The organism is Aeromonas sp. QDB31 (genome assembly GCF_027707605.1).
Classification (GTDB): Bacteria; Pseudomonadota; Gammaproteobacteria; order Enterobacterales; family Aeromonadaceae; genus Aeromonas; species Aeromonas media.
In genome coordinates this window covers 37,863-62,311 of sequence record NZ_JAPCIX010000019.1, presented here as the reverse complement: position 1 = coordinate 62,311, position 24,449 = coordinate 37,863, and the positions used below count along the sequence as shown (strand labels likewise).

Annotated in this window: 18 protein-coding genes and 1 tRNA gene; 9 read left to right on the top strand and 10 right to left on the bottom strand. The window is 60.0% G+C overall.

Going from position 1 to position 24,449, the window contains the following annotated elements; all coding sequences use genetic code 11:
- Positions 1-45: 45 nt before the first annotated feature.
- From btsR to adhE, 4 genes are all read right to left on the bottom strand, one after another.
- The gene (gene btsR, locus PG898_RS16720; RefSeq protein ID WP_139751416.1) at positions 46-750 is read right to left on the bottom strand and encodes a two-component system response regulator BtsR; all 705 of its coding nucleotides are present in this window, start codon (positions 748-750) and stop codon (positions 46-48) included.
- On the bottom strand, positions 747-2,438 hold the full coding sequence (locus PG898_RS16715) for a sensor histidine kinase (RefSeq protein WP_182785695.1): 1,692 nt from the start codon (positions 2,436-2,438) through the stop codon (positions 747-749). The genes btsR and PG898_RS16715 overlap by 4 nt, the downstream gene beginning before the upstream one ends.
- Before the next feature lie 352 nt (positions 2,439-2,790).
- Complete coding sequence (locus PG898_RS16710) at positions 2,791-4,026, bottom strand: HD-GYP domain-containing protein (RefSeq protein ID WP_263685298.1); 1,236 nt, start codon at positions 4,024-4,026, stop codon at positions 2,791-2,793.
- A gap of 110 nt (positions 4,027-4,136) precedes the next feature.
- Positions 4,137-6,812, bottom strand: coding sequence for a bifunctional acetaldehyde-CoA/alcohol dehydrogenase (gene adhE / locus PG898_RS16705; protein ID WP_005326838.1), 2,676 nt, complete (start codon positions 6,810-6,812; stop codon positions 4,137-4,139).
- Positions 6,813-7,719: 907 nt separating this feature from the next.
- On the opposite strand from adhE, the gene PG898_RS16700 reads away from it, so the two are divergent.
- The 7 genes from PG898_RS16700 to PG898_RS16670 all read left to right on the top strand — a co-directional run bounded on the left by PG898_RS16700 (position 7,720) and on the right by PG898_RS16670 (position 15,541).
- Positions 7,720-8,355 carry a YchE family NAAT transporter gene (locus tag PG898_RS16700; protein WP_041205423.1) on the top strand — a complete coding sequence of 212 codons (636 nt, stop codon included), beginning with the start codon at positions 7,720-7,722 and terminating at the stop codon, positions 8,353-8,355.
- Positions 8,356-8,635: 280 nt separating this feature from the next.
- On the top strand, positions 8,636-10,255 hold the full coding sequence (locus PG898_RS16695; protein ID WP_025326561.1) for an ABC transporter substrate-binding protein: 1,620 nt from the start codon (positions 8,636-8,638) through the stop codon (positions 10,253-10,255).
- Positions 10,256-10,351: 96 nt separating this feature from the next.
- Entirely contained in the window at positions 10,352-11,272 is a 921-nt protein-coding gene (oppB, locus tag PG898_RS16690; protein WP_042649231.1) for an oligopeptide ABC transporter permease OppB, read from the top strand.
- Between the two features lie 14 nt (positions 11,273-11,286).
- On the top strand, positions 11,287-12,198 hold the full coding sequence (gene oppC / locus PG898_RS16685) for an oligopeptide ABC transporter permease OppC (RefSeq protein ID WP_005326827.1): 912 nt from the start codon (positions 11,287-11,289) through the stop codon (positions 12,196-12,198).
- Between the two features lie 113 nt (positions 12,199-12,311).
- On the top strand, positions 12,312-13,292 hold the full coding sequence (locus PG898_RS16680; RefSeq protein ID WP_042649232.1) for an ABC transporter ATP-binding protein: 981 nt from the start codon (positions 12,312-12,314) through the stop codon (positions 13,290-13,292).
- Positions 13,292-14,287 carry a murein tripeptide/oligopeptide ABC transporter ATP binding protein OppF gene (oppF, locus tag PG898_RS16675; RefSeq protein WP_005326823.1) on the top strand — a complete coding sequence of 332 codons (996 nt, stop codon included), beginning with the start codon at positions 13,292-13,294 and terminating at the stop codon, positions 14,285-14,287. The genes PG898_RS16680 and oppF overlap by 1 nt, the downstream gene beginning before the upstream one ends.
- A gap of 294 nt (positions 14,288-14,581) precedes the next feature.
- Positions 14,582-15,541, top strand: coding sequence for a TerC family protein (locus PG898_RS16670; protein WP_263685300.1), 960 nt, complete (start codon positions 14,582-14,584; stop codon positions 15,539-15,541).
- A gap of 53 nt (positions 15,542-15,594) precedes the next feature.
- Here PG898_RS16670 and alr read toward each other — a convergent pair whose 3' ends face one another.
- Entirely contained in the window at positions 15,595-16,821 is a 1,227-nt protein-coding gene (gene alr / locus PG898_RS16665; protein WP_005326819.1) for an alanine racemase, read from the bottom strand.
- Positions 16,822-16,997: 176 nt separating this feature from the next.
- On the opposite strand from alr, the gene PG898_RS16660 reads away from it, so the two are divergent.
- Positions 16,998-17,444, top strand: a complete 447-nt coding sequence (locus PG898_RS16660; protein WP_041205431.1) for a methyltransferase family protein — start codon at positions 16,998-17,000, stop codon at positions 17,442-17,444.
- 56 nt (positions 17,445-17,500) lie between these two features.
- Here PG898_RS16660 and PG898_RS16655 read toward each other — a convergent pair whose 3' ends face one another.
- The 4 genes from PG898_RS16655 to PG898_RS16640 all read right to left on the bottom strand — a co-directional run bounded on the left by PG898_RS16655 (position 17,501) and on the right by PG898_RS16640 (position 21,210).
- The gene (locus PG898_RS16655) at positions 17,501-18,760 is read right to left on the bottom strand and encodes a dicarboxylate/amino acid:cation symporter (RefSeq protein WP_005330120.1); all 1,260 of its coding nucleotides are present in this window, start codon (positions 18,758-18,760) and stop codon (positions 17,501-17,503) included.
- Positions 18,761-18,962: 202 nt separating this feature from the next.
- Positions 18,963-19,433: a CC0125/CC1285 family lipoprotein gene (locus PG898_RS16650; protein ID WP_042649276.1), complete on the bottom strand. Its 471-nt coding sequence runs from the start codon at positions 19,431-19,433 to the stop codon at positions 18,963-18,965.
- Positions 19,434-19,564: 131 nt separating this feature from the next.
- Positions 19,565-19,641: transfer RNA gene (locus tag PG898_RS16645), tRNA-Pro, on the bottom strand.
- 225 nt (positions 19,642-19,866) lie between these two features.
- Entirely contained in the window at positions 19,867-21,210 is a 1,344-nt protein-coding gene (locus PG898_RS16640) for a dihydroorotase (RefSeq protein ID WP_042649277.1), read from the bottom strand.
- A 79-nt stretch (positions 21,211-21,289) separates the two neighbouring features.
- Here PG898_RS16640 and PG898_RS16635 point away from each other — a divergent pair, with 79 nt between their 5' ends.
- On the top strand, positions 21,290-22,165 hold the full coding sequence (locus PG898_RS16635) for a 6-carboxytetrahydropterin synthase (protein ID WP_042649278.1): 876 nt from the start codon (positions 21,290-21,292) through the stop codon (positions 22,163-22,165).
- Between the two features lie 76 nt (positions 22,166-22,241).
- Here the strand turns inward: PG898_RS16635 and PG898_RS16630 are convergent, their stop codons facing one another.
- Positions 22,242-24,254 (bottom strand): methyl-accepting chemotaxis protein, encoded by a 2,013-nt coding sequence (locus tag PG898_RS16630; RefSeq protein WP_171269615.1) that lies wholly within the window; start codon positions 24,252-24,254, stop codon positions 22,242-22,244.
- Positions 24,255-24,449: the final 195 nt, after the last annotated feature.

The following is a 24,449-nucleotide window of genomic DNA, read 5'->3' as shown; positions in this document are numbered from 1 at the left end:
GACCCGAGCGGTCGCCTGCTGTGATCCGGCGCACAGCGGGCGTCCTTACTCCAGCCCCAGATCGTCCTTGAGCTCCTTGAGATAGCGTCGGCTGACCGGCACCCGGGCGCCGCTTGGCGTGACTATCTGGGCCAGCTGGTTTTCCAGCAACTGGATCTCGAAAATCGCGCCAGGGGCCACCAGATACTGACGATGGCAGCGCAGCAGCGGGGTCTTTTCCTCCAGGGATTTCAGGGTGAGCTGGGTGTGAAACAGCTCGCCCTGACAGGCGACGTGCACGCCGCCGAGATCCGAGAAGGCATACTCTACCTGTTCGATGGGCAACAGCCGTACCCGGTTGTGCAGATAGCCGGGGATGTGGCGAATGGCCGGCGCCAGCGCCGCCACCGGCTGGGGGCTGAGATCCTGGCGCAGGCGGCTTAGCGTCTTGGCGAGGCGGGCAGGCTCTACTGGCTTGAGCAGATAGTCGAAGGCGTTCTCCTCGAAAGCCTGGATGGCGTACTCATCGAACGCGGTGACAAACACGATGCGGGGCAGGGGATCGAGCATGGCCACCAGCTCCATGCCGCTGAGTTTGGGCATCTGGATGTCGAGAAATACCACGTCCGGTTTGAACCGCTGGATGAGGCCAAGTGCCTCGATGGCATTGGCGGCCGAGCCCAGGATCTCGATGTCGGGATCGCTGCCGAGCAGCTCGGCCAGTTCCTCGCGGGCATAGGGTTCATCGTCGACGATCAGGGTGCGGATCATGTCGGCTCCTTGGAAGGGGATTGCGGCTGTCTGGGCAGGGTGAACGAGACCCGGGTCCACTGCTCAGGCTCACACTGCACCCGGATGCCAAAGCGCTCGCCGAAGGCACTCCTGAGCCGTCTGTCCACAATGCTCATGCCAAGGCCATCGCCCTGTGAACCCGGTGGCCAGGCCCCGGCATTGTCCTCCACGCAGAGGGTGACACTGTCCTGGTCCTCCTCGGCGAAGAGCCGGATCCGTCCCTGTTCGAGCAGGGAGCCGGTCCCGTGCTTGATGGCATTCTCGATGAGGGGCTGCAGGGTGAAGCTCGGCAGTTGCACGTCGGCTAGGTGCGGCGGGATCTCGTTGATGACGGTCAGGCGCTCGCCAAAGCGTGCCTGTTCTATCTCCAGATAGGATTGGCAGTGCTCCTGTTCTTCCTGCAGGGTGGCCAGATCGTTCTGGCGCTTGAGGTTCTTGCGAAAGAACAGCGACAGATGCAGCAACAGCTGACGTGCCCGTTCGGGGTCGCGCCGGGTGATGGCACTGATGGTATTGAGGGTATTGAACAGAAAATGGGGATTGATCTGCGCCTGAACGAGCTTGAGCTCTGACTGGACCAGCAATCGCTGCTGCTGCTCCAGCCGCCCGCTCAGCAACTGTTGTGACAGCAGGTTGGCTATCCCTTCCCCCAGGGTGTGGTTGATCTTGAGGAAGAGCCGCTTCTTGGGTTCATAGAGCTTGATGGTGCCGATCACGCCTCTGTCTCCCTGTAGCGGGATCACCAGCACGGAGCCGAGCTGGCATTGGGGGGAGATGCTGCAGCGATAGGGGTGGCGGTTGCCATCGGCAAACAGCACCTTGTTCTGGGCGATGGCCTGCAGGGTGATGGCGGACGTGATGGGGGTACCCGGTTTGTGGTGATCCTCCCCCGTGCCGATGAAGGCGAGGATCTTGTCGGTGTCCGTGATGGCGACGGCGCCAACCCCGGTCTCCTCCTGCACGATATGGGCTATCTTGCGGCTCGCCTCGGGAGTGAAGCCCTGGGTCATGATCCCCAGGGTACGGTTGGCTATGGTGAGCGCCTTGGCCGAAAAGACCCGGGAGAACTTCTCGTACATTCGCTGCTGGTCGCGGATCATGCTGATGAAGAGTGCCGCACCACAGGCGTTGGCGAGGATCATGGGGGTGGCGATGGTGCGCACCAGCAGCAGGGACTTGTCGAACGGGGTGGCGACCAGCAGGATGATGAGCATCTGCATGATCTCGGCCGCAAAGGTGGTGAAGAAGGCAATCCGGGGCTGGAACAGCGCATCCACCCGGTTCGTTTGCATCAGCCGCCAGTGCACCAGGCCGCCCAACAGCCCCTCGCACGTGGTGGAGATGGCGCAGGCGAGATCGGTAAAGCCGCCCAGGGTATAGCGATGCAGACCCCCGGTCAGTCCCACCAGGAAGCCCACCAGAGGGCCTCCCAGCAGTCCTCCCAGCACGGCGCCGACGGCACGGGTATTGGCGATGGCATCGTCGATATCCAGCCCCACATAGGTGCCCAGTATGCAGAAACAGGAGAAGATAACGTATATCAGTATCTTGTGAGGAAGCCTGACCGAGTAGTTGGCCAGTGGGCGCAGCAAGGGACTCTTGGAGAAGAGGTAGGCGATCACCAGGCTGACGCTCATCTGCTGGAGCAGGGAGAGGACTAATTGCATAAAAAACCTTCCTCAAGAATCATCCCGGGCCAGAACGTCACCGGGGCGTACTGTGAGCAAGATCCTGTCTTGCTGCAGGACTCGGCCCCATGGCGGGGGAAGTTTGCCAGAATGAAAAAATAAAACCATATAAAATCAGCACGTTAAATTGATATTTGTGTAACCGGGCGGCGCTTGATATTGCTGGAGAGAGCATGAGTGTGCCCGCTGGGTACGCCACATGGAGGTGGCATGCTCCGCCCGGCCTTTGGCTGGGCGTTTTTTATCCAGCTCCAATGGCGGACAGTTTTGAGGGGGCTCGAGCAATTATTCAGGTTTGTCCAATGAGTTATCCCCAGCTTCTGGGGATAACTCAGAAGGCGAAATAGTAGCAGACGCGTCGACCTAGATGGAAAAACAACCGCTGCCCCTCATCCAGCTCCTCCTGCCTGAGGGTGGCGATGATGCTTCTCTCATCTTCCCGCAGATCGATCATGGCCACGGCTTCCGGGCGCTGCCCCTTGATGTAGGGTTGCACCTTGGGTTTGAGGGGCATGGTGGGTTCGCTCGATAACACCAGCGCCACTGTATCATCCTCCAGACGCACCAGGGATCCGGGCGGATAGACCCCCAGCACCTTTATCAACAATCTGACCAGATCTTGATCGAATTTCTTCTGGGACAACTTGTAGAGCTGGCCGATGGCCTGACTCGGCCCTGCCGGGTGGAGGCCGCTGCGTGGGTGCAGCAGTTCGTCGTAATAGTCCACCAGGCCGATGAGGCGGGCGAGGGGAGGGATCCTGTCTCCCTGGATACCGAGGGGAAAGCCGCTGCCGTCCAGCCGCTCGTGGTGGAGATGGGCAACCTCGCGGATCCTGGGTTCGAAAGCCTGCAGCTGGTTGAGCATCTCCAGCCCGTACTGGGGATGCATGTTGAGAAAATTGAGCTCCGCCTTGCTGAGTTCTCCCCGTTTCTGGGTGATCTGGCTCGGGATCTTGAGCTCGCCGATATCGTGCAGCAGGCCGGCCAGCCCTGCCTCCTCGATCTCGATATGGCTCATGCCGAGCTCCCTTGCCATCAGCATGGCGATGAAGGCCACGCTCAGGCTGTGTTGCAGCAGGATGTCCGTGTGCTGGCTGCGAATGAGGTGCAAACCCAGAGGTCCCTGATGGTCGGCGAGGCGGGTGGCGACGATGCGCACCATCTGGGCGGTGTTGGCCAGCCCCTCGTCGGGCTTGAGATTGAGGGCGCCGAGGGCGTCACGAAGATCTGACAGGGATTGGCCGAATGCCTTGTCGGCGGTGCGCAGGGACCGGCGAAAGGCCTTCTCGTCGAATGTGGATTCGGTCGGAAGGGGGGAGGCATCTTGCGTCGCACCGAGCTCAAATGAAGGGGCTGGCTCTGCACGCAGGAGGGGCTCGACGGGGAGATCGCTCTTGTCGGGATCCACCATCAGCAGGGTGAGTTCGAGGTGACGGAGGATGTCGAGCTGCTGCTGGTCGCGGATCTTGAAGGCATTGAACATGAAAGGGTGGTTGGTCCATCCCGTGGGGAGATGGATGTAATGGCCGATTTTCAACTGCTCGATGGAGGCCTGTATCAGCGCCATAGACTCGCTCTTCTGTCGAATTTGCCTATCAACAAGCTAGCAAAATTAAACAGATAGACAAACAAAAAAGCCCGCGCATGTGCGCGGGCTCTTGTCATCCGAAGCGGTTATCAGGCCTTGGATTTTTTCTTGCTGTCTACCTTGGCGTCGACTTTGACCTCAACCTTGGTCGCCACCTGAGCTTCCTCGATGAAGGGACGGCCATAGTAGGTGTCCATCAGGATGGCTTTGAGCTCGGTGATCAGCGGGTAGCGCGGGTTGGCGCCGGTGCACTGGTCATCGAAGGCTTCCAGCGCCAGCTGGTCAACCTTGGCCAGGAAGTCGGTCTCGTTTACGCCGGCTTCACGGATGGAGGCCGGGATGCCCAGAGTCGCTTTCAGCTCGTCCAGCCAGGTCAGCAGTTTCTCGATCTTGGCCGCGGTGCGGTCACCGGCAGCAGTCAGACCCAGATGGTCGGCCACTTCGGCGTAGCGACGACGAGCCTGCGGACGGTCGTACTGGGAGAACGCGGTCTGCTTGGTCGGGTTGTCGTTCGCGTTGTAGCGGATGACGTTGCTGATCAGCAGGGCGTTGGCCAGGCCGTGCGGGATGTGGAACTCGGCACCCAGCTTGTGGGCCATGGAGTGGCACACACCCAGGAAGGCGTTGGCGAACGCGATACCGGCGATGGTGGCGGCGTTGTGCACCTTCTCGCGGGCAACCGGGTCGTTGGCACCGTTCTGGTAGCTGGATGGCAGATACTCTTTCAGCAGTTTCAGGGCTTGCAGCGCCTGACCGTCGGAGTACTCGTTGGCCAGCACGGACACATAGGCTTCCATGGCGTGGGTCACGGCATCGATACCACCGAAGGCGCACAGGGATTTGGGCATGCCCATGACCAGGTTGGCATCCACGATGGCCATGTTCGGGGTCAGCTCGTAGTCGGCCAGCGGGTACTTCATGCCGGTGGCGTCGTCGGTCACGACCGCAAACGGGGTCACTTCAGAACCGGTACCGGAAGTGGTGGTGATGCAGACCAGTTCGGCCTTCACGCCCATTTTCGGGAACTTGTAGATACGCTTGCGGATGTCCATGAAGCGCATGGCCAGGTCTTCGAACGCGGTGTCCGGGTGCTCGTACATGACCCACATGATCTTGGCGGCATCCATGGGTGAACCACCGCCCAGGGCGACGATCACGTCCGGCTTGAAGGAGTTCGCCATCTCGGCGCCCTTGCGTACCACGGACAGGGTGGGGTCAGCTTCCACTTCGTAGAAGATTTCCACTTCCATGTTCAGCTTCTTGAGCAGACGAACCACTTCATCGGCATAGCCGTTGTTGAACAGGAAACGGTCGGTGACCACCATGGCGCGCTTCTTGCCTTCCAGGTCGCCCAGGGCGATCGGCAGGGAGCCACGACGGAAGTAGATGGATTTCGGAAGTTTGTGCCACAGCATATTTTCTGCCCGTTTTGCGACTGTCTTCTTGTTGATCAGGTGCTTGGGACCGACGTTCTCGGAGATGGAGTTACCACTCCAGGAGCCGCAACCCAGGGTCAGGGACGGGGCGAGCGCGAAGTTGTACAGGTCACCGATACCGCCCTGGGTGGAGGGGGTGTTGATGAGGATACGGGCAGTCTTCATCTTGTCGCCGAAGTACTTGATGCGGTCGGCGTTGCGATCCTGGTCGGTGTAGAGGCCGGAGGTGTGGCCGATACCACCGATGTTGACCATGTCGCAGGCCATTTCGACGGCTTCTTCGAAGTTCTTGGCGCGGAACATACCCAGGGTCGGGGAGAGTTTCTCGTGAGCGAACTCGTCTTCTGCACACAGCTCCAGACCTTCACCGATGAGGATCTTGGTGGTGGCAGGCACGGTCACACCGGCCATGGCGGCGATCTTGGTGGCGGGCTGGCCCACGATGTCGGCGTTCAGGGCGCCGTTGATCAGCAGAACTTTACGCACCTTGTCGGCTTCGTCCTTGGAGAGGATGTAGCCGGCGTGAGTTGCGAAACGCTCCTTGACCTGGTTATAGATGGAGTCGACCACGATGACGGCCTGCTCGGACGCACAGACCACGCCGTTGTCGAAGGTTTTGGACATCAGGATGGAGGCGACGGCACGCTTGATGTCGGCGGTTTCGTCGATAACGATGGGTACGTTACCGGCACCCACGCCGATGGCGGGCTTGCCTGAGGAGTAAGCGGCCTTCACCATGCCCGGGCCACCGGTGGCCAGAATAAGGTTGATGTCGTTGTGCTTCATCAGGGCGTTGGACAGTTCAACGGACGGTTGATCGATCCAGCCGATGATGTTCTTCGGGGCACCTGCGGCGATGGCTGCATCCAGTACCAGCTTGGCTGCGGTATTGGTGGAGTTCTTGGCGCGGGGGTGCGGGGAGAAGATGATGGCGTTGCGGGTCTTCAGGGAGATGAGGGCCTTGAAGATAGCCGTGGAAGTCGGGTTGGTGGTCGGTACGATACCGCAGATGATGCCTACCGGCTCGGCGATGGTGATGGTACCCATCTCGTCGTCCTGGCTCAGGATGCCGCAGGTCTTCTCGTCTTTGTAAGCGTTATAGATGTATTCGGAGGCGAAGTGGTTTTTGATTACCTTGTCTTCGATGATACCCATGCCGGACTCAGCCACTGCCATCTGGGCCAGGGGGATACGGGCGTTGCTGGCGGCCAGGGCAGCGGCGCGGAAGACTTTGTCTACCTGCTCTTGCGAGAAGCTGGCGAATTCACGCTGGGCTTCCTTGACGCGGGCAACCAGTGCATCCAGTTCAGCCAAATTGGTTACTGCCATGTTTATCTCCTGATGATTTGAAAACTGTTTAGTAAGACCTTGGCAATGCCCGGCAATTATAGTCGCCCTGTCAAGGAGAGAATCACCACAACGGGGTATTTACATGCCTTACTAAATTGTTTTCTGACCCGATTATAGAGCGGGGATGTGTCAGAAAAGATTGATCTGGATCATATGTAACAAAAGAACAAAAGAAATTTTGTTTCACCATCCCGAACGGTCAGATGTTACGGGTTTGTAGAGTAGAGTGCCGAGGGGATGAACACGAGGTGAACAGGCGCTTTTCTACCGAATGACGGCTGTCGGGTCACCCACTCTCCGCTGTTTCAGTGGTGGCAAAGAGGGCGGTGAGTGCCAGCATGGTGCCGTCCCCGGAGATCCTCTCGGCCGTGAATGGGCGCAGACGTTTCATTTCTGTTGGAAAAATGGTGGTTGCTTTCATCCGGTGACAGGCTCGGGGGTGAGATATCTGATGGTTGTGCGGCAAACAGCGGGGGCGATCCCTGTTCGCGTACAGTGCGGATGCGGATCAGGGGCGGCGAGAAAGGTCACCATGAAGATCAAGATCGCGTGTCAACGTGGAGACGAGCAGTGGTGGTGAATGCGGGTTATCGCCTGGGATCGTCAGGATCAATCCATGAAAATGGCTCTTTATTGCATGGAAATCTTGTGATGAGTGGATGTGGCGACATAAAACGCCAGCAGACTTTGCTGAAATGTTAAGTTGATATCATTGCCATTAACAACTCGATATGTTGATTTTTGTCGATTCATTAGAGGAACTAACTGAAAAGCCCCGGAAAGGGTGAGATTATTTGATTGGAGAAGGGAAATAGCATGGTGTAAATTTACGCGCAGTTTGACGGGGATGGCCCTCGGTGGCCCGAATTGGTTCTGGATGGCGCTTATGGCAGCAATTGACTTCTCTTTATACCTGAAATTTTTCGTTGGCCTGTTTGCGATCATCAACCCGCTGGGTCTGTTGCCGGTCTTTGTGAGCCTGACGGGCCACATGCAACCGGATGAGCGCAGGAAGACCAACACCACGGCCCACATTGCCGTGATGGTCATCCTCATGGTCTCCATGTGCATGGGGCAGCTGATCCTCGATGGTTTCGGCATCTCGCTCGCGTCGTTCCGCATTGCCGGTGGCTCGCTCATTACCCTGATCGCCTGGTCCATGTTGCAGGGCAAGCTGGGGGAGGTGAAGCACAACAAGCAGGAGAAGGGTGAACTGGCCGCGCGCGAATCCATCGCTGTGGTGCCGCTGGCTCTGCCCCTGATGGCCGGCCCCGGTGCCATCTCGTCCTCCATCGTCTATGCCAGCCAGAAGACTCTGCCCCAGCTGCTGGGCATGTTCCTGGTCGTGGTGGCCTTTGCCTACTGCTCCTGGCTCATCTTCCGTGCTGCCCCCCTGCTGTTCAAGCTGATGGGCAATACCGGCATCAACGTGGTGACCCGGATCATGGGTCTCATCATGATGTCCCTTGGCATCGAGATCATGGTGGCAGGGATCAAGGGAGTCTTTCCCGGATTGATGTGATTCAGGTCCATTTTGTCGGAGCCGGTCCTCGTGACCGGCTTTTTATTGTTTCTTTTTTGTTAGTCATTTCCTAGAATCGAGCGGCTTTGTATGAAAAACACCCATTGCTCGATATTTAAATGCTGAATAAATGGTTTAAAGCTGTTTTTTTGACCGCCAAAGCCGCCCCTACCTGATGATATCTATTGCATTATCAGAATTGTCAGGGAATTATGCGGGCAGCGGGATTTTTATCTCGTGAATGGACAAATGCATGGAATGTTCTTGTTGGAGTATGGAAATGACTCATAGAAAAACAATTATTAATACCCTTTTATTGACTGCACTCTTTGGTGGCGCCACCCTGGCACACGCCGCCGACGTCCCCGCCGGCACCAAGCTCGCTCCCGAGCAAACCCTGGTGAAAGGCAATGGCTCCGAGCCCGCCACCCTGGATCCGCACAAGACCGAAGGAACGGTTGAATCCAATATTCTGCGCGACCTGTTCGAGGGTCTCGTCACCTCAGGTCCCAAGGGTGAAACCCTGCCCGGCGTCGCCGAGTCCTGGGAAACCAAGGACAACAAACACTTCGTGTTCCACCTGCGCAAAGATGCCAAGTGGTCCAATGGGGATCCGGTCACCGCACACGACTTCGTCTTCGCCTTCCAGCGGGCCGTGGATCCCAAGACGGCTTCTCCTTACTCCTGGTACATGGAGATCCCGACCATCACGAATGCGACCGACATCATCGGTGGCAAGAAACCGGCCGACACCCTGGGGGTGAAAGCCAGCGACGATTACACCTTTGAAGTGCAGCTGGAGAAGGCGGTGCCTTACTTCGTCAGCATGCTCTCTCATACCACCACCTATCCGGTGCCGAAGAAAGTGGTCGAGAAGTTTGGTGACAAGTGGACCCAGCCCGGCAACATGGTTTCCAACGGCGCCTATGTGCTGAAGGATTGGGTGGTCAACGAGCGCGTCGACGTCGAGCGCAACCCCAGCTACTGGAACAACGCCAAGACGGTGATCGAGAAGGTGACCTACCTGCCGATCCAGTCCACCAACGCCGAGCTGAACCGCTACCTGGCCGGTGAAGTCGATCTCACCTACAACATGCCGATCGAGCGCTTCAAGCAGATGAAGAAGGAGCACCCGAACGAGGTGCAGGTGAGCGGTTATGTAGGCACCTACTACTACCAGTACAACTTCAAGCACAAGCCGTTTGACGACGTGCGTGTGCGCACCGCGCTCTCCTACGCCATCGATCGCAACGTGATTGCCGACAAGGTGATGGGCAAGGGCGAAACCCCGGGCTACACCCTGGTGCCCGACTTCGTCGACGGCTTCAAGCCGGTGGCCCCGGCCTGGTCCAAGCTGACCCAGGCAGAGCGCGACGCCAAGGCGAAAGAGTTGCTGACCGAAGCCGGTTACGGCCCGGGCAAGCCGCTCAAGTTCGAGCTGCTCTACAACACCGACGACAACCACAAGAAGGTAGCCGTGGCCGTCGCCTCCATGTGGAAGAAGCTGGGTGTGCAGGTGAGCCTGGTGAACCAGGAGTGGAAGACCTACCTGGAAACCAAGAAGCAGGGCAACTTCGACGTAGGCCGTGCCGGCTGGATTGCGGATTACAACGAAGCCTCCTCCATGCTGGATCTGATGCAGACCACTCACGGCAACAACGACGGCAAGTACTCCAACACCGCCTTTGACAAGCTGATGAGCGAGTCGCGTAACCAGGTGGACGCAGATGCGCGCAACAAGCTCTATGTCCAAGCCGAAGATATCCTGGCCAAGGACATGCCGATCGCCCCCATCTACCAGTACGTGACCTCGCGCATGGTCAAGCCCTATGTGGGCGGCTACCCGGCCAACCCGCTGGACAACCTCTACAGCAAAGACATGTACATCATTGCTCACTGAGTAAAGCAACAAGTCGCATAACAAGCAGGCCCGCCGGACGGCGGGCCTTTATTACAACCGCGACCCTTTGGAAGCAGTACAGGACAGGAAATGTCTATGTTGAAATTCATCCTTAAACGTCTATTGGAAGCGATCCCGACTCTGCTGGTCTTGATCACCGTCTCCTTCTTCATGATGCGCTTCGCGCCAGGTAACCCCTTCACCAGCGAACGCGCCCTGCCGCCGGAAGTGTTGGCCAACATCGAGGCCAAATATGGCCTGGACAAGCCCATCGGCGTGCAATACCTCACCTATCTGGGCAATCTGGTCCAGGGCGATCTGGGGCCCTCCTTCAAGTACAAGGACTTCACCGTCAATGATCTGGTGAGTCAGGCGCTGCCGGTCTCCGCCAAGATTGGCTCGGTCGCCTTCCTGCTGGCGGTCACGCTGGGAGTTACGTTCGGCACCATTGCGGCCTTGAAACAGAACACCCTCATCGACTATCTGCTGATGTCGTCGGCCATGGCCGGGGTGGTGATCCCGGGCTTCGTGCTGGCACCCTTGCTGGTGCTCTTCTTCAGTATCTATCTGGGCTGGTTCCCGGCGGGAGGCTGGCAGGGAGGCGGGGTGCAGTTCATGGTGCTGCCGGTGTTCGGCATGATGATGTATTACATCTCCGCCATCTCCCGCATCATGCGTGGCAGCATGATCGAGACCATGAACTCCAACTTCATCCGTACCGCCCGCGCCAAGGGGTTGCCGCTGCGCCACATCATCCTGAAACACGCGCTGCGTCCGGCCATGCTGCCGGTGGTCTCCTATCTGGGCCCGGCCTTCGTCGGCATCATCACGGGCTCCGTGGTGATCGAGACCATCTTCGGTCTGCCTGGCATAGGTCAGCTGTTCGTCAACGGTGCCCTCAACCGTGATTACTCCATGGTGCTCGGCCTGACCATACTGGTCGGCGCCCTCACCATCACCTTTAACGCCGTGGTCGATATTCTCTATGCCGTCATCGATCCCAAGATCCGTTACTAAGCCGGGAGTACATCATGGTTGTCACAACTGAAAAACGCGAAGCCATCGAGGCATTCGCCCAGAAAGTGGAAGTGGTGGAGGGACGCTCCCTGTGGAAGGATGCCCGTCGCCGTTTCCTGCGTAACAAGGCGGCGCTGACCAGCCTCATCATCCTGACCATCATCGGTCTGGCGGTGATCGTCGGGCCGCACCTGTCCCAATACACCTTCGATGATCCGGACTGGGGGGCCATGCAGGCCGCTCCTGACATGGAGACGGGGCACTGGTTCGGCACCGACAGCCTGGGGCGCGATCTGTTCGTGCGCACCCTGCTCGGTGGTCGCATCTCGCTCATGGTCGGCATCATGGGGGCCGTGGTGGCCGTCATCATCGGTACCCTGTATGGCGCCGCTTCCGGCTTCATCGGCGGTCGCGTCGACAGCCTGATGATGCGGGTACTGGAGATCCTCAACGCCTTCCCCTTCATGTTCTTCGTCATCATGCTGGTGACCTTCTTCGGTCGCAACCTGGCCCTCATCTTCCTCGCCATCGGCGCGGTGAGCTGGCTCGACATGGCGCGGATCGTGCGAGGCCAGACCCTGAGCCTCAAGAGCAAGGAGTTCATCGAGGCGGCCCACGTCTGCGGCGTCTCCAAGTGGAAGATCATCACCCGTCATATCGTGCCGAACGTGCTGGGCATAGTGGCCGTCTACGCCACCCTGCTGGTGCCGGGCATGATCATGTTCGAATCCTTCCTGAGCTTCCTGGGACTTGGGGTACAAGAACCCATGACCAGCTGGGGTGCCCTGCTGGATGAAGGCTCCAAGTCGATGGAAGTGGCCATCTGGCAACTCCTGTTCCCCGCCGGTTTCATGGTGGTGACCCTGTTCTGCTTCAACTTCCTCGGGGATGGTCTGCGTGATGCCCTCGATCCAAAGGATCGGTAAGACGCCAAAGGATCGATAAGACGCCAACGGCGCCATAAGACCCATCCGCTGGACGCGCGGCGTCAGCCGGATGGGCAGGAAAGCATCACGAGAGATCGATAAGGAGTTTTGATATGAAGTTACTGGATGTGAAAGATCTGCGGGTCGAGTTCAAGACCCCGGACGGCAATGTGGTGGCGGTCAACGACCTCAACTTCTCCCTCTCTGCCGGCGAGACCCTGGGAATCGTCGGTGAGTCAGGCTCAGGCAAGTCTCAGACTGCCTTTGCCATCATGGGGCTGCTCGCCAAGAACGGCATCATTACCGGCTCGGCCAAGTTTCAGGGGGACGAGATCCTGAACCTGCCGGAGCACAAGCTCAACAGGATCCGTTCCGAGAAGATCGCCATGATCTTCCAGGACCCCATGACCTCCCTGAACCCCTATATGAAGGTGAAGGATCAGCTGATGGAAGTGCTGATGCTGCACAAAGGGGTGAGCAAGGCGGCTGCGTTCGAGGAGTCGGTGCGCATGCTGGACGCGGTGAAGATCCCCGAGTCGCGCAAGCGGATGAACATGTACCCCCACGAGTTCTCCGGTGGCATGCGCCAGCGGGTGATGATCGCCATGGCACTCCTGTGCCGGCCGCAACTGCTCATCGCCGACGAGCCGACCACTGCGCTCGACGTGACGGTGCAGGCCCAGATCATGACCCTGATGAACGAGCTCAAGCGGGAGTTCAACACCGCCATCGTCATGATCACCCACGACCTGGGGGTCGTTGCGGGCATCTGTGACAAGGTGCTGGTGATGTACGCCGGTCGCACCATGGAGTATGGCCGGGTGAACGATATCTTCTATCACCCGAGCCACCCCTATACCGAAGGGTTGCTGCGCGCCATTCCCCGTCTCGATACCGAAGGGGAGGTGCTGCCCACCATCCCGGGCAATCCCCCCAACCTGCTGCGTCTGCCCACCGGCTGCCCCTTCCAGGAGCGTTGCCACCGGGCGCACGAGATTTGCGGCCAGCAATCACCAGTCCTGACCCCCTTCGGCGACGGACGGACAAGGGCCTGCCACTGGGTTTCGGATGCCATGATCAAGGGGGTGAACTGATGGGTACTGACAAGAAACTGCTGCTGGAAGTGTCTGACCTCAAGGTTCACTTCAGCATCAAGAGTGACAAGGCCTGGCCCTGGGCCAAGCCCTCCGCCCTGAAGGCGGTGGATGGCGTCACCCTGCGCCTCTACGAAGGGGAGACCCTGGGGGTAGTGGGGGAGTCCGGTTGCGGCAAGTCTACCTTCGCCCGGGCCCTGATCGGTCTGGTACCGGCCACCGACGGCAAGGTGGTGTGGCTGGGCCAGGATCTGACCAAGCTGGAGCAGGGTGCACTGCGGGAGAAGCGCAAGGAGATCCAGATGATCTTCCAGGACCCGCTGGCCTCTCTGAATCCACGCATGACCATAGGCGACATCATTGCCGAGCCGCTCATCACCTTCTACCCCACTCTCTCCAGGGAGCAGGTGAAGGAGAAGGTGCGTACCATGATGACCAAGGTGGGGTTGTTGCCCAACCTGGTGAACCGCTACCCCCATGAGTTCTCCGGCGGCCAGTGCCAGCGCATCGGCATCGCCCGGGCGCTGATCCTGGAACCCAAGATGATCATCTGTGACGAGCCGGTCTCGGCGCTGGATGTCTCCATCCAGGCCCAGGTGGTGAACCTGCTCAAGTCCCTTCAAAAGGAGATGGGGCTCTCCCTCATCTTCATTGCCCACGACTTGTCCGTGGTCAAACACATCTCGGACCGGGTGCTGGTGATGTATCTGGGCAACGCGGTGGAACTGGGCACCCGTCAGGAGATCTTCGCCAATCCTCTGCATCCCTACACCAAGGCGCTGATGTCGGCTGTGCCCATTCCGGATCCTGATCTGGAGCGCAGCAAGGTGATCCAGATCCTGGAAGGAGATCTGCCCTCGCCGATGAACCCGCCGTCCGGCTGCGTGTTTCGTACCCGCTGCCCGGTGGCTGGCCCCGAGTGCGCCAAGACCCGCCCCATGCTGGAAGGGAACTTCGATCATGCGGTTTCCTGCCTCAAGGTGGACCCACTCTGAACCAGAGAGCCGTATTCGGGGCGCCCAGGTGGCGCCCCGATTTTTTGCAGGGGCAGATAAGATGCCCCTTGGCGCCACCTTTGGAGGCTGTTACTATCCGCCGCACAAGGGGAGTAACTTCTCGCCGGTTTGTCGTCATTACGGTGCACCCATATCCTGCAGTGCACCCGGCAGCCGGGCAGTTGATGAAGATCAGCTGTAAGTGAGACCTTGCCGAGAGGCAAGGTGTATCTGCTCCAAACGCAAACCCACGCCTCTCGGTCGTGGGTTTTGTCGTTTTGGGAGAAGTGAAAAATGGGTGAATGGTGGATGTGGACCGGTTTCTTCAGCATAGTGCTGGTCCTGTTGTGGATTGACATCCGCTTTGTCGGCGGCGGCAAGGCGCACAAGGTGTCTCTGAAAGAGGCGGGGATCTGGTCCCTGGTCTGGGTCAGCGTGGCCCTGCTGTTCAACCTGGCCATCTGGCTCTGGCTGGATCACAGTGCCGGGCGTGAGATCGCCAACCAGAAAGGGCTGGAGTTCCTCACCGGTTACCTCATCGAGAAGGCGCTGGCGGTGGACAACGTCTTCGTCTGGCTGATGCTGTTTGGCTACTTCGCCATTCCGGCCGAGCTGCAGCGTCGGGTGCTGCTCTACGGGGTGCTGGGTGCCATCGTCATGCGTGCCGGCATGGTGTTCGCGGGCAGCTGGCTCATCGAGCAGTTCCACTGGATCCTCTACCTGTTTGGCGCCTTCCTGCTGCTGACCGGGGTCAAGATGCTGTGGGCCGCAGACAAGGAGCCGGATCTCGCCAACAACCCGCTGCTGGGCTGGATGCGCCGTCGCTTCAAGGTGACTGAGACGCTCGAGGGGGAGAACTTCTTCGTCTGGCGTGACGGTGTGCGCTACGCCACGCCGCTGCTGCTCATCCTGGTGCTGGTAGAGGTGAGCGATCTCATCTTCGCGGTGGACAGCATCCCGGCCATCTTTGCGGTGACCACGGATCCCTTCATAGTGCTGACCTCCAACATCTTCGCCATCATGGGCCTGCGCGCCATGTACTTCCTGTTGGCCGGCGTCGCCGAGCGCTTCGCCCTGCTGAAATACGGGTTGGCGCTGATCCTGATGTTCATCGGAGTCAAGATGCTGCTGCTGGATATCTTCAAGATCCCGACCGGCATCGCGCTCGGCGTGGTTGCGTTGATCCTGCTGGCCTCCATGGGGCTCAGCCTCTGGGTGACTCGCAAGAAGGTGACTGACCAGAAGAGGGTGTAAGCACCCGCAAAAAAGGGCTCCTTAGGGAGCCCTTTCTCATGTCAGCGATTTGTTTAGCGCTTGATCTTCTTGGGGTTGGTGTAGCCCCAGACGGTGTACATGTCTGCCAGCAGAGCGCCGTTGTACTCTTCCAGGTCAGACTGCTTCACTTCGGCATCCCCCTGGCGGCCGAACAGCACCACCTCGTCACCGGGTTTGATCCCCTTGATGTCGGTCACGTCTACCATGGTGGTGTTCATGGAGGTCTTGCCCACCACAGGGGCCTTCTGGCCATGGATCAGCACATAGGCCTTGTTGCTCATGGCGCGGCGGTAGCCGTCGGAGTAACCCATCGGCAGGTTGGCGAGCAGGGAGTCGCGCTTGAGGGTGAAGGTGCGGTCATAACCGACGGTGTTGCCCGCCGGGTAGTGGTTGACGGAGGCGACCTGGGTCTTGAACGCCATCACCTTCTTGTATTCGGTGTAGGAGGGGATGGTGTCGCCGTAGATGATGCCGCCCGGGCGCACCATGTCAAAGTAGGCTTCCGGTACTTCCAGGGTGGCAAAGGAGTTGGCGGCGTGGATGGTGAGCTTGCTGCGATCCAGCTTGCCGGCGTCGATCAGCCACTGGTAGTCCAGCTTGAACTGGGCCAGCCCCAGCTTGACGTCCTCTTTCTCCTCCACCGGGAAGTGGGTCATGATGCCGACCGGGGTGATCCCCTTGAGTTTCAGCATGGCCAGGGCATCGGCCTTGGCGTCATTCTGGCGCAGGTCGATGCCGTTACGGCTCATGCCGGCGGAGTTCAGGCCGATGTGCACCGACACGTTGGTGTTATGGCGCTGTGCGATGTCGGCGATCCCCTTGGCGCTCTCCAGGCTGCCTACCAGCTCTTCCAGCTTGTAGGGCAGCGCCTGCTCTACCTCGACCGGGGTGGCGGCACGGACCCGCATCAGGCGGCCCTCGAAGCCCTTCTCGCGGGCCACGCGGGCCTCTTCATTGCTGGCGATGCCGATGCAGGGAATGCCCGCCTTGACCACGGAGGGCACCAGCAGATCGATGCCGTGGCCGTAGGCGTCCGCCTTCATGATGGCGCAGATCTGCGGGCCCTTGTCGCCGAGACGATCCTTGAGGGTCTGGATGTTGTGCTCGAAGGCGGTCAAATCCACTTCCAGCCAGGCGTTGGCGGCGGTCTGCTCCTGGCCGTTGCGGGTGTCACTGGCCAGCGGCAGATAGGGGGCGGCGACGGCCTGGCCGGCGAGCAACCCGAAGACCAGGGTCGCGAGCAGGGTTTTCTTGTGCATGGGATGGTTCCTTTTTATTGTTTCTGTTGAGGATGGGCTCGCGTCAGACGCAAGCAGTGGCATGGCTGGGTCAGCATGTTGCTATGCTAATGATATGTTTAAATTTTTACCCAGATACCGACGCTGCGAGTGTATCTCAATGGCGTCATTTGTGGCACTTGTTGCAGGAAGAAAATATGCGTTTCGAGCTGCGTATCCCACCCTTGTTATTGTTTGTCGTGCTCGCCCTCGCCATGTGGCTGGGGCGGGGGGAGGCGCGGGGGACCGGGCTCCTGCTGGTGTTGGCCACGATGTTGCTGCTGGTGGGGGCCGTGCTGGGGGGCGGGGCGCTGCTGCACTTTCGCCGGGAGCGTACCAGCGTCCATCCGATCCGCCTGCAGCAGAGCCGGGTGCTGGTGACTCAGGGGGTCTATCGCATCAGCCGCAACCCCATGTATCTGGGGCTGCTGTGCTGGTTGCTGGCGCTGGCCTGCTATCTCGGGGGCCCCTGGGTCTGGTTCGGCCCGCTGCTGTTGCTGGGTTGGCTCACCCGCTTCCAGATCCTGCCGGAGGAGCGGGCCCTGCGCGCCCGTTTCGGTATCCCCTATGTGCAATACTGCCGCCGTGTGAGGCGCTGGTGCTGACAGCCAAACGACAAGAGGCCCGCAGTTGCGGGCCTCTTGTCGAGTAACGGAGAACCTTAAACCTTGGCGAGGTCAGTCTCGCCCAGGGGCGCAGTCTCTCCCAGGCTGTCTTCCGTCTTGGCCACCACGCTGGCGGCGATGGCGTTGCCCAGCACGTTGGTGGCGGAGCGACCCATGTCGAGGAAGTGATCGATGCCGAGCAGCAAGAGGATGCCGGCCTCCGGAATCTGGAACTGGTTCAGGGTGGCGGCGATGACCACCAGGGAGGCACGCGGCACCCCGGCCATCCCCTTGGAGGTGACCATCAGCAGTAGCAGCATGGTGATCTGCTGGGCCATGGAGAGCTCGATGCCATAGGCCTGAGCGATGAACATCACCGCGAAGGTGCAGTACATCATGGAGCCATCCAGGTTGAAGGAGTAGCCCATGGGCAGCACGAAGCTGGCGATGCGCTTGTCACAGCCGAACTTCTCCAGTCTGTCCAGGGTCTTGGGATAGGCGGCCTCGGAGCTGGCGGTGGAGAAGGCGAGCAGTATGGGCTCGCGGATCATGGCCAGCAGGGTCAGGATGCGACGGCGGATGAAGAGGCTGCCCATGGCGATGAGCAGCAGCCAGAGGCAGGCCAGGGCCAGGTAGAACTGGGCCATGAAGGTCCCATAGGTGGCGAGGATGCCGAGCCCTTCCTTGGCGACCATGGCGGCGATGGCACCAAACACCGCGAACGGCGCGAAGTTCATCACGTAGCCGGTCACCTTCAGCATGATCTCGGCGGCGCTGGCCATCAGCATCACCACCGGTTTGGCAGCATCTCCCAGGGCGGCGGCGGCCAGCCCGAAGAACAGGGAGAACACCACGATCTGCAGGATCTCGTTGGTGGCCATAGCCTCGATCACGCTCTTCGGGATGGCGTGGGTCACGAAGTCCTTGAGGGAGATGGCGGTAGCGGCCACGCCGGAGCTGGCGCCGTCATCGGGCAGGGAGAGGGAGAGGCCGACCCCGGGCTGCATCAGGTGCACCATCACCAGCCCCAGGGTCAGGGACATCAGGGAGGCCAGCATGAACCAGCCCAGGGTCTTGGCGCCGATGCGGCCCACGGTGCGGGTGTCGCCCATCTTGGCGATGCCGACCACCAGGGTAGTGAACACCAGGGGGGCGATGATCATCTTGATGAGGCGCAGGAAGATGTCGGTCAGCAGGGTGATGTCGCTGGCAAAGGTGGCGGCCTGGGTCGGGGCAAACAGGCGATAGCCTTGCCCGGTAACAATGCCAAGCAACATCGCAATGAGGATGGCAACGGTCAATTTGTTCATTTTCATGGGGGGACAGTCTCGATATGTGCAGTGCCTGTGCAGGTGGGAAGGGTGCCACCTCAGTCCGTTTTTGTGATCCGGGCCATGGAATCCTGACAGCCGGTATGCTGGCAGCATGCCTAATCACGGAGGGGAAATCCAGCGACTTATATCAGAACTTTATGTTGCAATTAGTTGTATGTGATATGGATCTTGTGAATTAATTATATTAATCGCTGTTTATTTTCATATTAGCCAGATAAATGGCTTCCAGACTCTGGTCGTCCAATGGGGCTTTTCCCAGAGAGAAGATCAGCAGTGCCGAGGTGCGGTGCTCTACCTGCATCTCGTCCATGAAGGTGTCGGGTTCGTACTCATCAAAGCCGAACTGGGGGCGGGTCGGGGTGATCCTGACCGCATCCCGCGACAGGGTCAGCGTCTGCACCTGCACCCAGGCGTACCCCTGCGCCAGCGCTATCTCCCCCGCCCGCTTGAGCACATACTTGCGGGCCGTCTCCCTGTCCACCAGATCGTTGCCCACAAACTCCAACTGCCAGCGTGTCTCCCCGAGCCGGGACTGGGAGAAACCTGTCTGGCCGTTCCAGAAGGACTTTTCGCTGTCATAGGCGGTGGCGCAGCCGCCGAGCAGCAGCGAGCCGCACAGGGTGAGGGCGAACAAGAGGGGGGAGTTTGGTGACATGGTGCTGGCCCTTGGCTGAGAGGAAGTCACTACAGCACAACGCCGCCCACGAGACAATCGCCGGCCTGGGTACCGCCGGGGAGACAAAAAGAAAAGGCCTTGTCGTTTGACAAGGCCTTTCTCGGGGAATTTGGTCGGTGTGAGAGGATTCGAACCTCCGACCCTCTACACCCCATGCAGATGCGCTACCTGGCTGCGCTACACACCGACGGAGTCAGCTCGGCTGACGGGAGGAAGTTTATGGAGATGCCCCGACCCTGTCAACAGGGGAAATCCCGGTTCGAGATCGTTTGCCTGCTTTGCGAGCAACTTCGGATCAAAGTGCGACCAGTCGCGCATTTTGTCGGCACCTCAGCGCCGTCTTGCATGAAAAACGGCCGCCCTGGTGGGCGGCCGTTTGGCGTGAGTGACAGGCGTCGCTCTCAAGCAGGGATCAGCGGTTGAAGGTCAGTCGCTTGCCCAATACCTGATCGGTGACCTGACCGTTCTGCCAGGCGATCTGGCCGTTGACCAGGGTCATCTCTATGGTGCTCTGGAAGCGGTAGCCGTTGAACGGGGACCAGCCGCACAGGTAGAGCAGGTTGCTGTCGTTGACCACATAGGGCTTGCCGAGATCCAGCAGCACCAGATCCGCGAAGTAGCCCTCGCGGATATAGCCGCGATCCTGCACCTGGAAGCGCTCGGCCACCGCGTGGGAGGTCTTCTTGACGATGGTCTCGAGGCTGAACACGCCGTTGTGGTAGAGCTCCAGCAGCGCCTGCAGGGAGTGCTGCACCAGGGGTACGCCGGACGGCGCCTTGAAGTAGCTGTTCTGCTTCTCTTCCCAGGTGTGGGGGGCGTGGTCGGTGGCGATGATATCGAGCACGTCGTTGCGCACTGCATCCAGCAGGGCGTGCTGGTCGGCGGCGCTCTTCACCGCCGGGTTGCACTTGATCTGGCTGCCCAGGGTGTCGTAGTCCGCCTCGTTGAAGAACAGATGATGGACGCACACCTCGGCGGTGATGTTCTTGTCCTTGAGATCCTTCAGATCCGGGGTGGCAGTGAAGAGCGACAGCTCCTTGGCCGTGGTCAGGTGCAGCACGTGCAGCTTGGCGCCGTACTGCTTGGCCAGGGAGACCGCCATGCTGGAGGATTTGTAGCAGGCGTCGGCGCTGCGGATGCGGCCGTGCTCGCGCATGGGCACATCTTCGCCCCACTTGGCGCGGGCCTCGTCTTCCAGCACCTTGATGGAGGGGGTGTCCTCGCAGTGGGTGACGATCATCACCGGGCTCTCGCGGAAGATGGCCGCGAGTGTCTCCTGGTTGTCCACCAGCATGTTGCCGGTGGAGGCCCCCATGAAGATCTTGATGCCGCAGGACTGCTTGGGATCGAGTTTCTTGATCTCTTCCAGGTTGTCGTTGGTGGCACCCAGGTAGAAGCTGTAGTTGGCGGCGGCGGAGTTGGCGGCTATCTGGTATTTGGCTTCGAGGGCATCGATGGTGGTGGTCTGGGGATTGACGTTGGGCATTTCCATGAAACTGGTGGTGCCACCGGCGACGGCGGCCCGGGATTCACTGGCGATGGTCCCCTTGTGGGTCAGGCCAGGCTCCCGAAAGTGCACCTGATCATCGATCATCCCGGGGATGAGGTGACGGCCTGCGGCATCGATCACCACGGCATCGGGGGCGCTGATGTCCGGGGCGATGCGGGCGATCCGCTCACCTTCGATCAAGACGTCGGAGGCATAGATGCGGCCTTCGTTGACCAGGGTGGCATTCTTGATAAGCAATTTGTTCATGGGGGGTTCCAGTTCCTTTGCCGATAATCCGGGGTCATAATATCGCAAACTGCACTTTCTCTGTAGCAAGGCCTGAGTAATGAAGTTATTTGTTAGAGATTTGACTGTGATCGATTCGAGCTATTTGTGCGAGCGTCGCGGCATGGTGGGCGAGAGCTGGTTGGTGGACATCGAGATGAGCGGCGAGCTCAACGAGATGAGCATGCTGCTGGATTTCGGGCGGGTGAAGAAGCTCATCAAGTCGATCATCGATGAAGAGGTGGATCACAAGCTGCTGGTGCCGGCCGAATGCCCCCTGGTCCATGTCCACGCTCTGGACAACGACGAGAGCACAGTGGATCTGCTGCGCCCGGGTCGCTCCATCCACCTGCGCTGCCCGACCCAGGGCTTTGCCTTCATTCCCGCCTCCCAGGTGGACAAGGAGTCGGTGACCCGCTATCTGCTGGCGGTGCTGGCCAAGCGGTTGCCGGGCAACATCAAGGATCTCTCCCTGACCCTGCGCCAGGAGAAGATCGAGGGCGCCTTCTACCACTACAGCCATGGCCTGAAGAAGCACGACGGCAACTGTCAGCGCATCGCCCACGGCCACCGCTCTCCGGTCGAGATCGAGGTGGATGGGGTGCGCAACGAGGAGCTGGAGCTGAACTGGGCCGAGCGCTGGGCCGACATCTACCTCGGCACCCTGGAGGACAAGGTGGCCCTCTCCGAGCTGGCGTTGAGCGAGCTGGCCAAGGCCCATCTGGGGGAACACCACCTGGGCTTCAAGTACGTGGCGCCCCAGGGGCTGTTCCAGCTCGCCATGCCTGCCGCCGAAGTGGAGATGATCGACACCGACACCACCATAGAGTTGCTAGCCCACCATATCGCCCGCGAGGTGAAAAAGCAGGTGGGGGACAAGTTCGTCAAGATTGTCGCCTATGAAGGGGTTGGCAAGGGGGCCATCGCCTACGCCTGATCTCCCTGCAAGCCGCCATAAAAACGAGGCCCCGCATCTGCGGGGCCTCGTCGTTTCACAGCCATGGCTCTGGGTGTCAGGCGCTGAGCCGGAAGCGCTGCACCAGACCCTCCTGCTGCTCGGCTAGGCTGTCGAGTTGCTGACTGGTCTCGGCGACCCGCTCTATGCCCTGATAGTTGAGATCCGAGATATCGGAGATGCGGTTGAGATTGGTGGCGATGTCGGCGCTGGTGGCCTGCTGCTGCTCGGCGGCGGAGGCTATCTGGCTCGACATGTCGCTGATGAGCACCACTATGCCCTGCACCTCCTCCATGGCGTTGTTGGCCTGGGAGCTCTGATCCATGCAGCTGTCCATCTCGCGGGAGCACTCCTGCATCACGTTGACCGCTCGGGCGACCCCCTGCTGCAGGTTCTCGATCATGGTCTGGATTTCGCTGGTGGACTGGGCGGTACGACCGGCCAGGTTGCGCACCTCGTCGGCCACCACCGCAAAACCGCGGCCCTGCTCGCCGGCACGGGCCGCTTCGATGGCGGCGTTCAGCGCCAGCAGGTTGGTCTGCTCGGCGATGCCGCGGATGACGTCGAGGATGTTGCCAATCTGGCCGCTCATGGCACTCACGTCGCCGATCACCTTGCCGGTCTGCTGCAGCTTGCCCGCCAGCTGGTGGGTGGTGGTGATGTTGCCAGCCATCACCTTGCGCCCCATCTGTGAGGCCTTCTCCACGTCCTGTACCCGCTCCAGGGTCTGGTTGGCGGCTTGGGCCACTTCCCGCACCGAGGCTTCCATCTGGGTCATGGCGGCGGCGACCGAGGCGGTCTCCTGGCGCTGTTTCTCCAGATCCGCCCGCACCGCTTCGGTGGTGTGGCGGTTGTCGTGGGCGGCGCTGTTGAGCTGGGTCGAGGCCTGGGAGAGTTGTCTGAGCACGTCTCCCATCTGCTGGATCAGCAGGTTGATCTGGCTGCCGAGCTGGCCGAATTCGTTCTGGCTCTTGAAGCCGACCCGCTGGGTCATGTCACCCTGTGTCACCTCGGTCAGTACCCGCAGCAGTTCCTTGAGGGGGCGGCGGATGGCCTTGCCGAGGGTAAAGGCCACCAGGATGGCGACGAAGATGGCGATGGCGATGCTGATCCCCTGGGTCAGGGTGCTCTGGGTCTGCACCCGATCAGAGGCGCGGATGCTGGCGTTCATCAACTGCTGGCTCTGGGTTGTGATCCCCTCCAGCTTGTTCTGGATGCTGACGATGAGCTGGCTCGCTTGCTTGCTCTGCTCGCGCATGGTCTGCTGCTGCTTCATCAGCGCCAGGTATTGGGCGAGTACCCCTTCATTGGCCGTGGTGTCGCGCACGAAGCCATGGACGTAGTGGCCCATGTTGTTGTCAAAGTCCTTGAGCTCCCCCTGGAGATCCTTGATGGTGCTGTTGAAGCCCTCGATCTGCATCTTGTTGCGCTTGAGCGCCGCTTCGATGGGGGCGGGGATGCTCTGGTTGAGGGCATCCATGGTGGAGAGCTCGATGGCGGAGAGCTTGGTGGTCAGGGTCTCGGAGAGCATCTTGATGAAGCTGTCGTCGACGGTCACCATCATGTCCCCCAGGTTCTTCTTGAACTGGGGCAGGCTGACCTGGAACTGGCCCTTGGCCTGGTTGACCTTGTGCAGCCGGGTGAGCAGGGCCTCGTGCTCGGTGGGCAGGGTCTGGGTCAGTTGCAGGTAGTCAGTCACCAGCTTGCCGAGGGCTGTCATCTCCCCCTGCAATTCGGGGTGCGCCGCCACCTGCTGCCTGAGGGTCGTCAGCATCTTGTCGACCTGACCCTTGGCTTGCTGCAGCTCGGCCACTTCCGCCGGCAGTTGCTTGGGATCCTGCTCGGTCAGCACGTCGGTGAGCCACTTGTTGGCGCTGAGCAGGCTGATCTGGGTCTGGCTGCTGGCGATCACCAGCGGCATGGACTCTTGTGTTACCTGATCCAGGGCATCGTTGAGTTCGCTCTGGCCGCGAAAGGTCAGTACCGCACTGGCGACCATGACGGCGACCAGGATGGCAAAGCCCAGATAGACTCTCTGTAAGATCGAGAGGTCTGACATTGTTTGTTTCATTATTGTCCCGCTGTCTATGCAAAAGTCCCTTGCCTGAGTACCCCGTCCCTTTGGTACCCTGCATGCCCAGATGGGGATGCCACTGGGGTACTCGGGACGTCATCCTCACTATCGGTATTCTTCACAATAACTGAAGGGATTGGGACAACGGCTGTGTCAAATGTCGGCTTGTGTCACACTTGGCGGGCTGTGGCG

Coding starts and splice junctions, on each gene's coding strand:
- btsR (WP_139751416.1), bottom strand. CDS start 750: ATGATCCGCACCCTGATCGTCGACGATGAACCCTATGCCCGCGAGGAA.
- PG898_RS16715 (WP_182785695.1), bottom strand. CDS start 2,438: ATGCAATTAGTCCTCTCCCTGCTCCAGCAGATGAGCGTCAGCCTGGTG.
- PG898_RS16710 (WP_263685298.1), bottom strand. CDS start 4,026: ATGGCGCTGATACAGGCCTCCATCGAGCAGTTGAAAATCGGCCATTAC.
- adhE (WP_005326838.1), bottom strand. CDS start 6,812: ATGGCAGTAACCAATTTGGCTGAACTGGATGCACTGGTTGCCCGCGTC.
- PG898_RS16700 (WP_041205423.1), top strand. CDS start 7,720: ATGGCAGCAATTGACTTCTCTTTATACCTGAAATTTTTCGTTGGCCTG.
- PG898_RS16695 (WP_025326561.1), top strand. CDS start 8,636: ATGACTCATAGAAAAACAATTATTAATACCCTTTTATTGACTGCACTC.
- oppB (WP_042649231.1), top strand. CDS start 10,352: ATGTTGAAATTCATCCTTAAACGTCTATTGGAAGCGATCCCGACTCTG.
- oppC (WP_005326827.1), top strand. CDS start 11,287: ATGGTTGTCACAACTGAAAAACGCGAAGCCATCGAGGCATTCGCCCAG.
- PG898_RS16680 (WP_042649232.1), top strand. CDS start 12,312: ATGAAGTTACTGGATGTGAAAGATCTGCGGGTCGAGTTCAAGACCCCG.
- oppF (WP_005326823.1), top strand. CDS start 13,292: ATGGGTACTGACAAGAAACTGCTGCTGGAAGTGTCTGACCTCAAGGTT.
- PG898_RS16670 (WP_263685300.1), top strand. CDS start 14,582: ATGGGTGAATGGTGGATGTGGACCGGTTTCTTCAGCATAGTGCTGGTC.
- alr (WP_005326819.1), bottom strand. CDS start 16,821: ATGCACAAGAAAACCCTGCTCGCGACCCTGGTCTTCGGGTTGCTCGCC.
- PG898_RS16660 (WP_041205431.1), top strand. CDS start 16,998: ATGCGTTTCGAGCTGCGTATCCCACCCTTGTTATTGTTTGTCGTGCTC.
- PG898_RS16655 (WP_005330120.1), bottom strand. CDS start 18,760: ATGAAAATGAACAAATTGACCGTTGCCATCCTCATTGCGATGTTGCTT.
- PG898_RS16650 (WP_042649276.1), bottom strand. CDS start 19,433: ATGTCACCAAACTCCCCCCTCTTGTTCGCCCTCACCCTGTGCGGCTCG.
- PG898_RS16640 (WP_042649277.1), bottom strand. CDS start 21,210: ATGAACAAATTGCTTATCAAGAATGCCACCCTGGTCAACGAAGGCCGC.
- PG898_RS16635 (WP_042649278.1), top strand. CDS start 21,290: ATGAAGTTATTTGTTAGAGATTTGACTGTGATCGATTCGAGCTATTTG.
- PG898_RS16630 (WP_171269615.1), bottom strand. CDS start 24,254: ATGAAACAAACAATGTCAGACCTCTCGATCTTACAGAGAGTCTATCTG.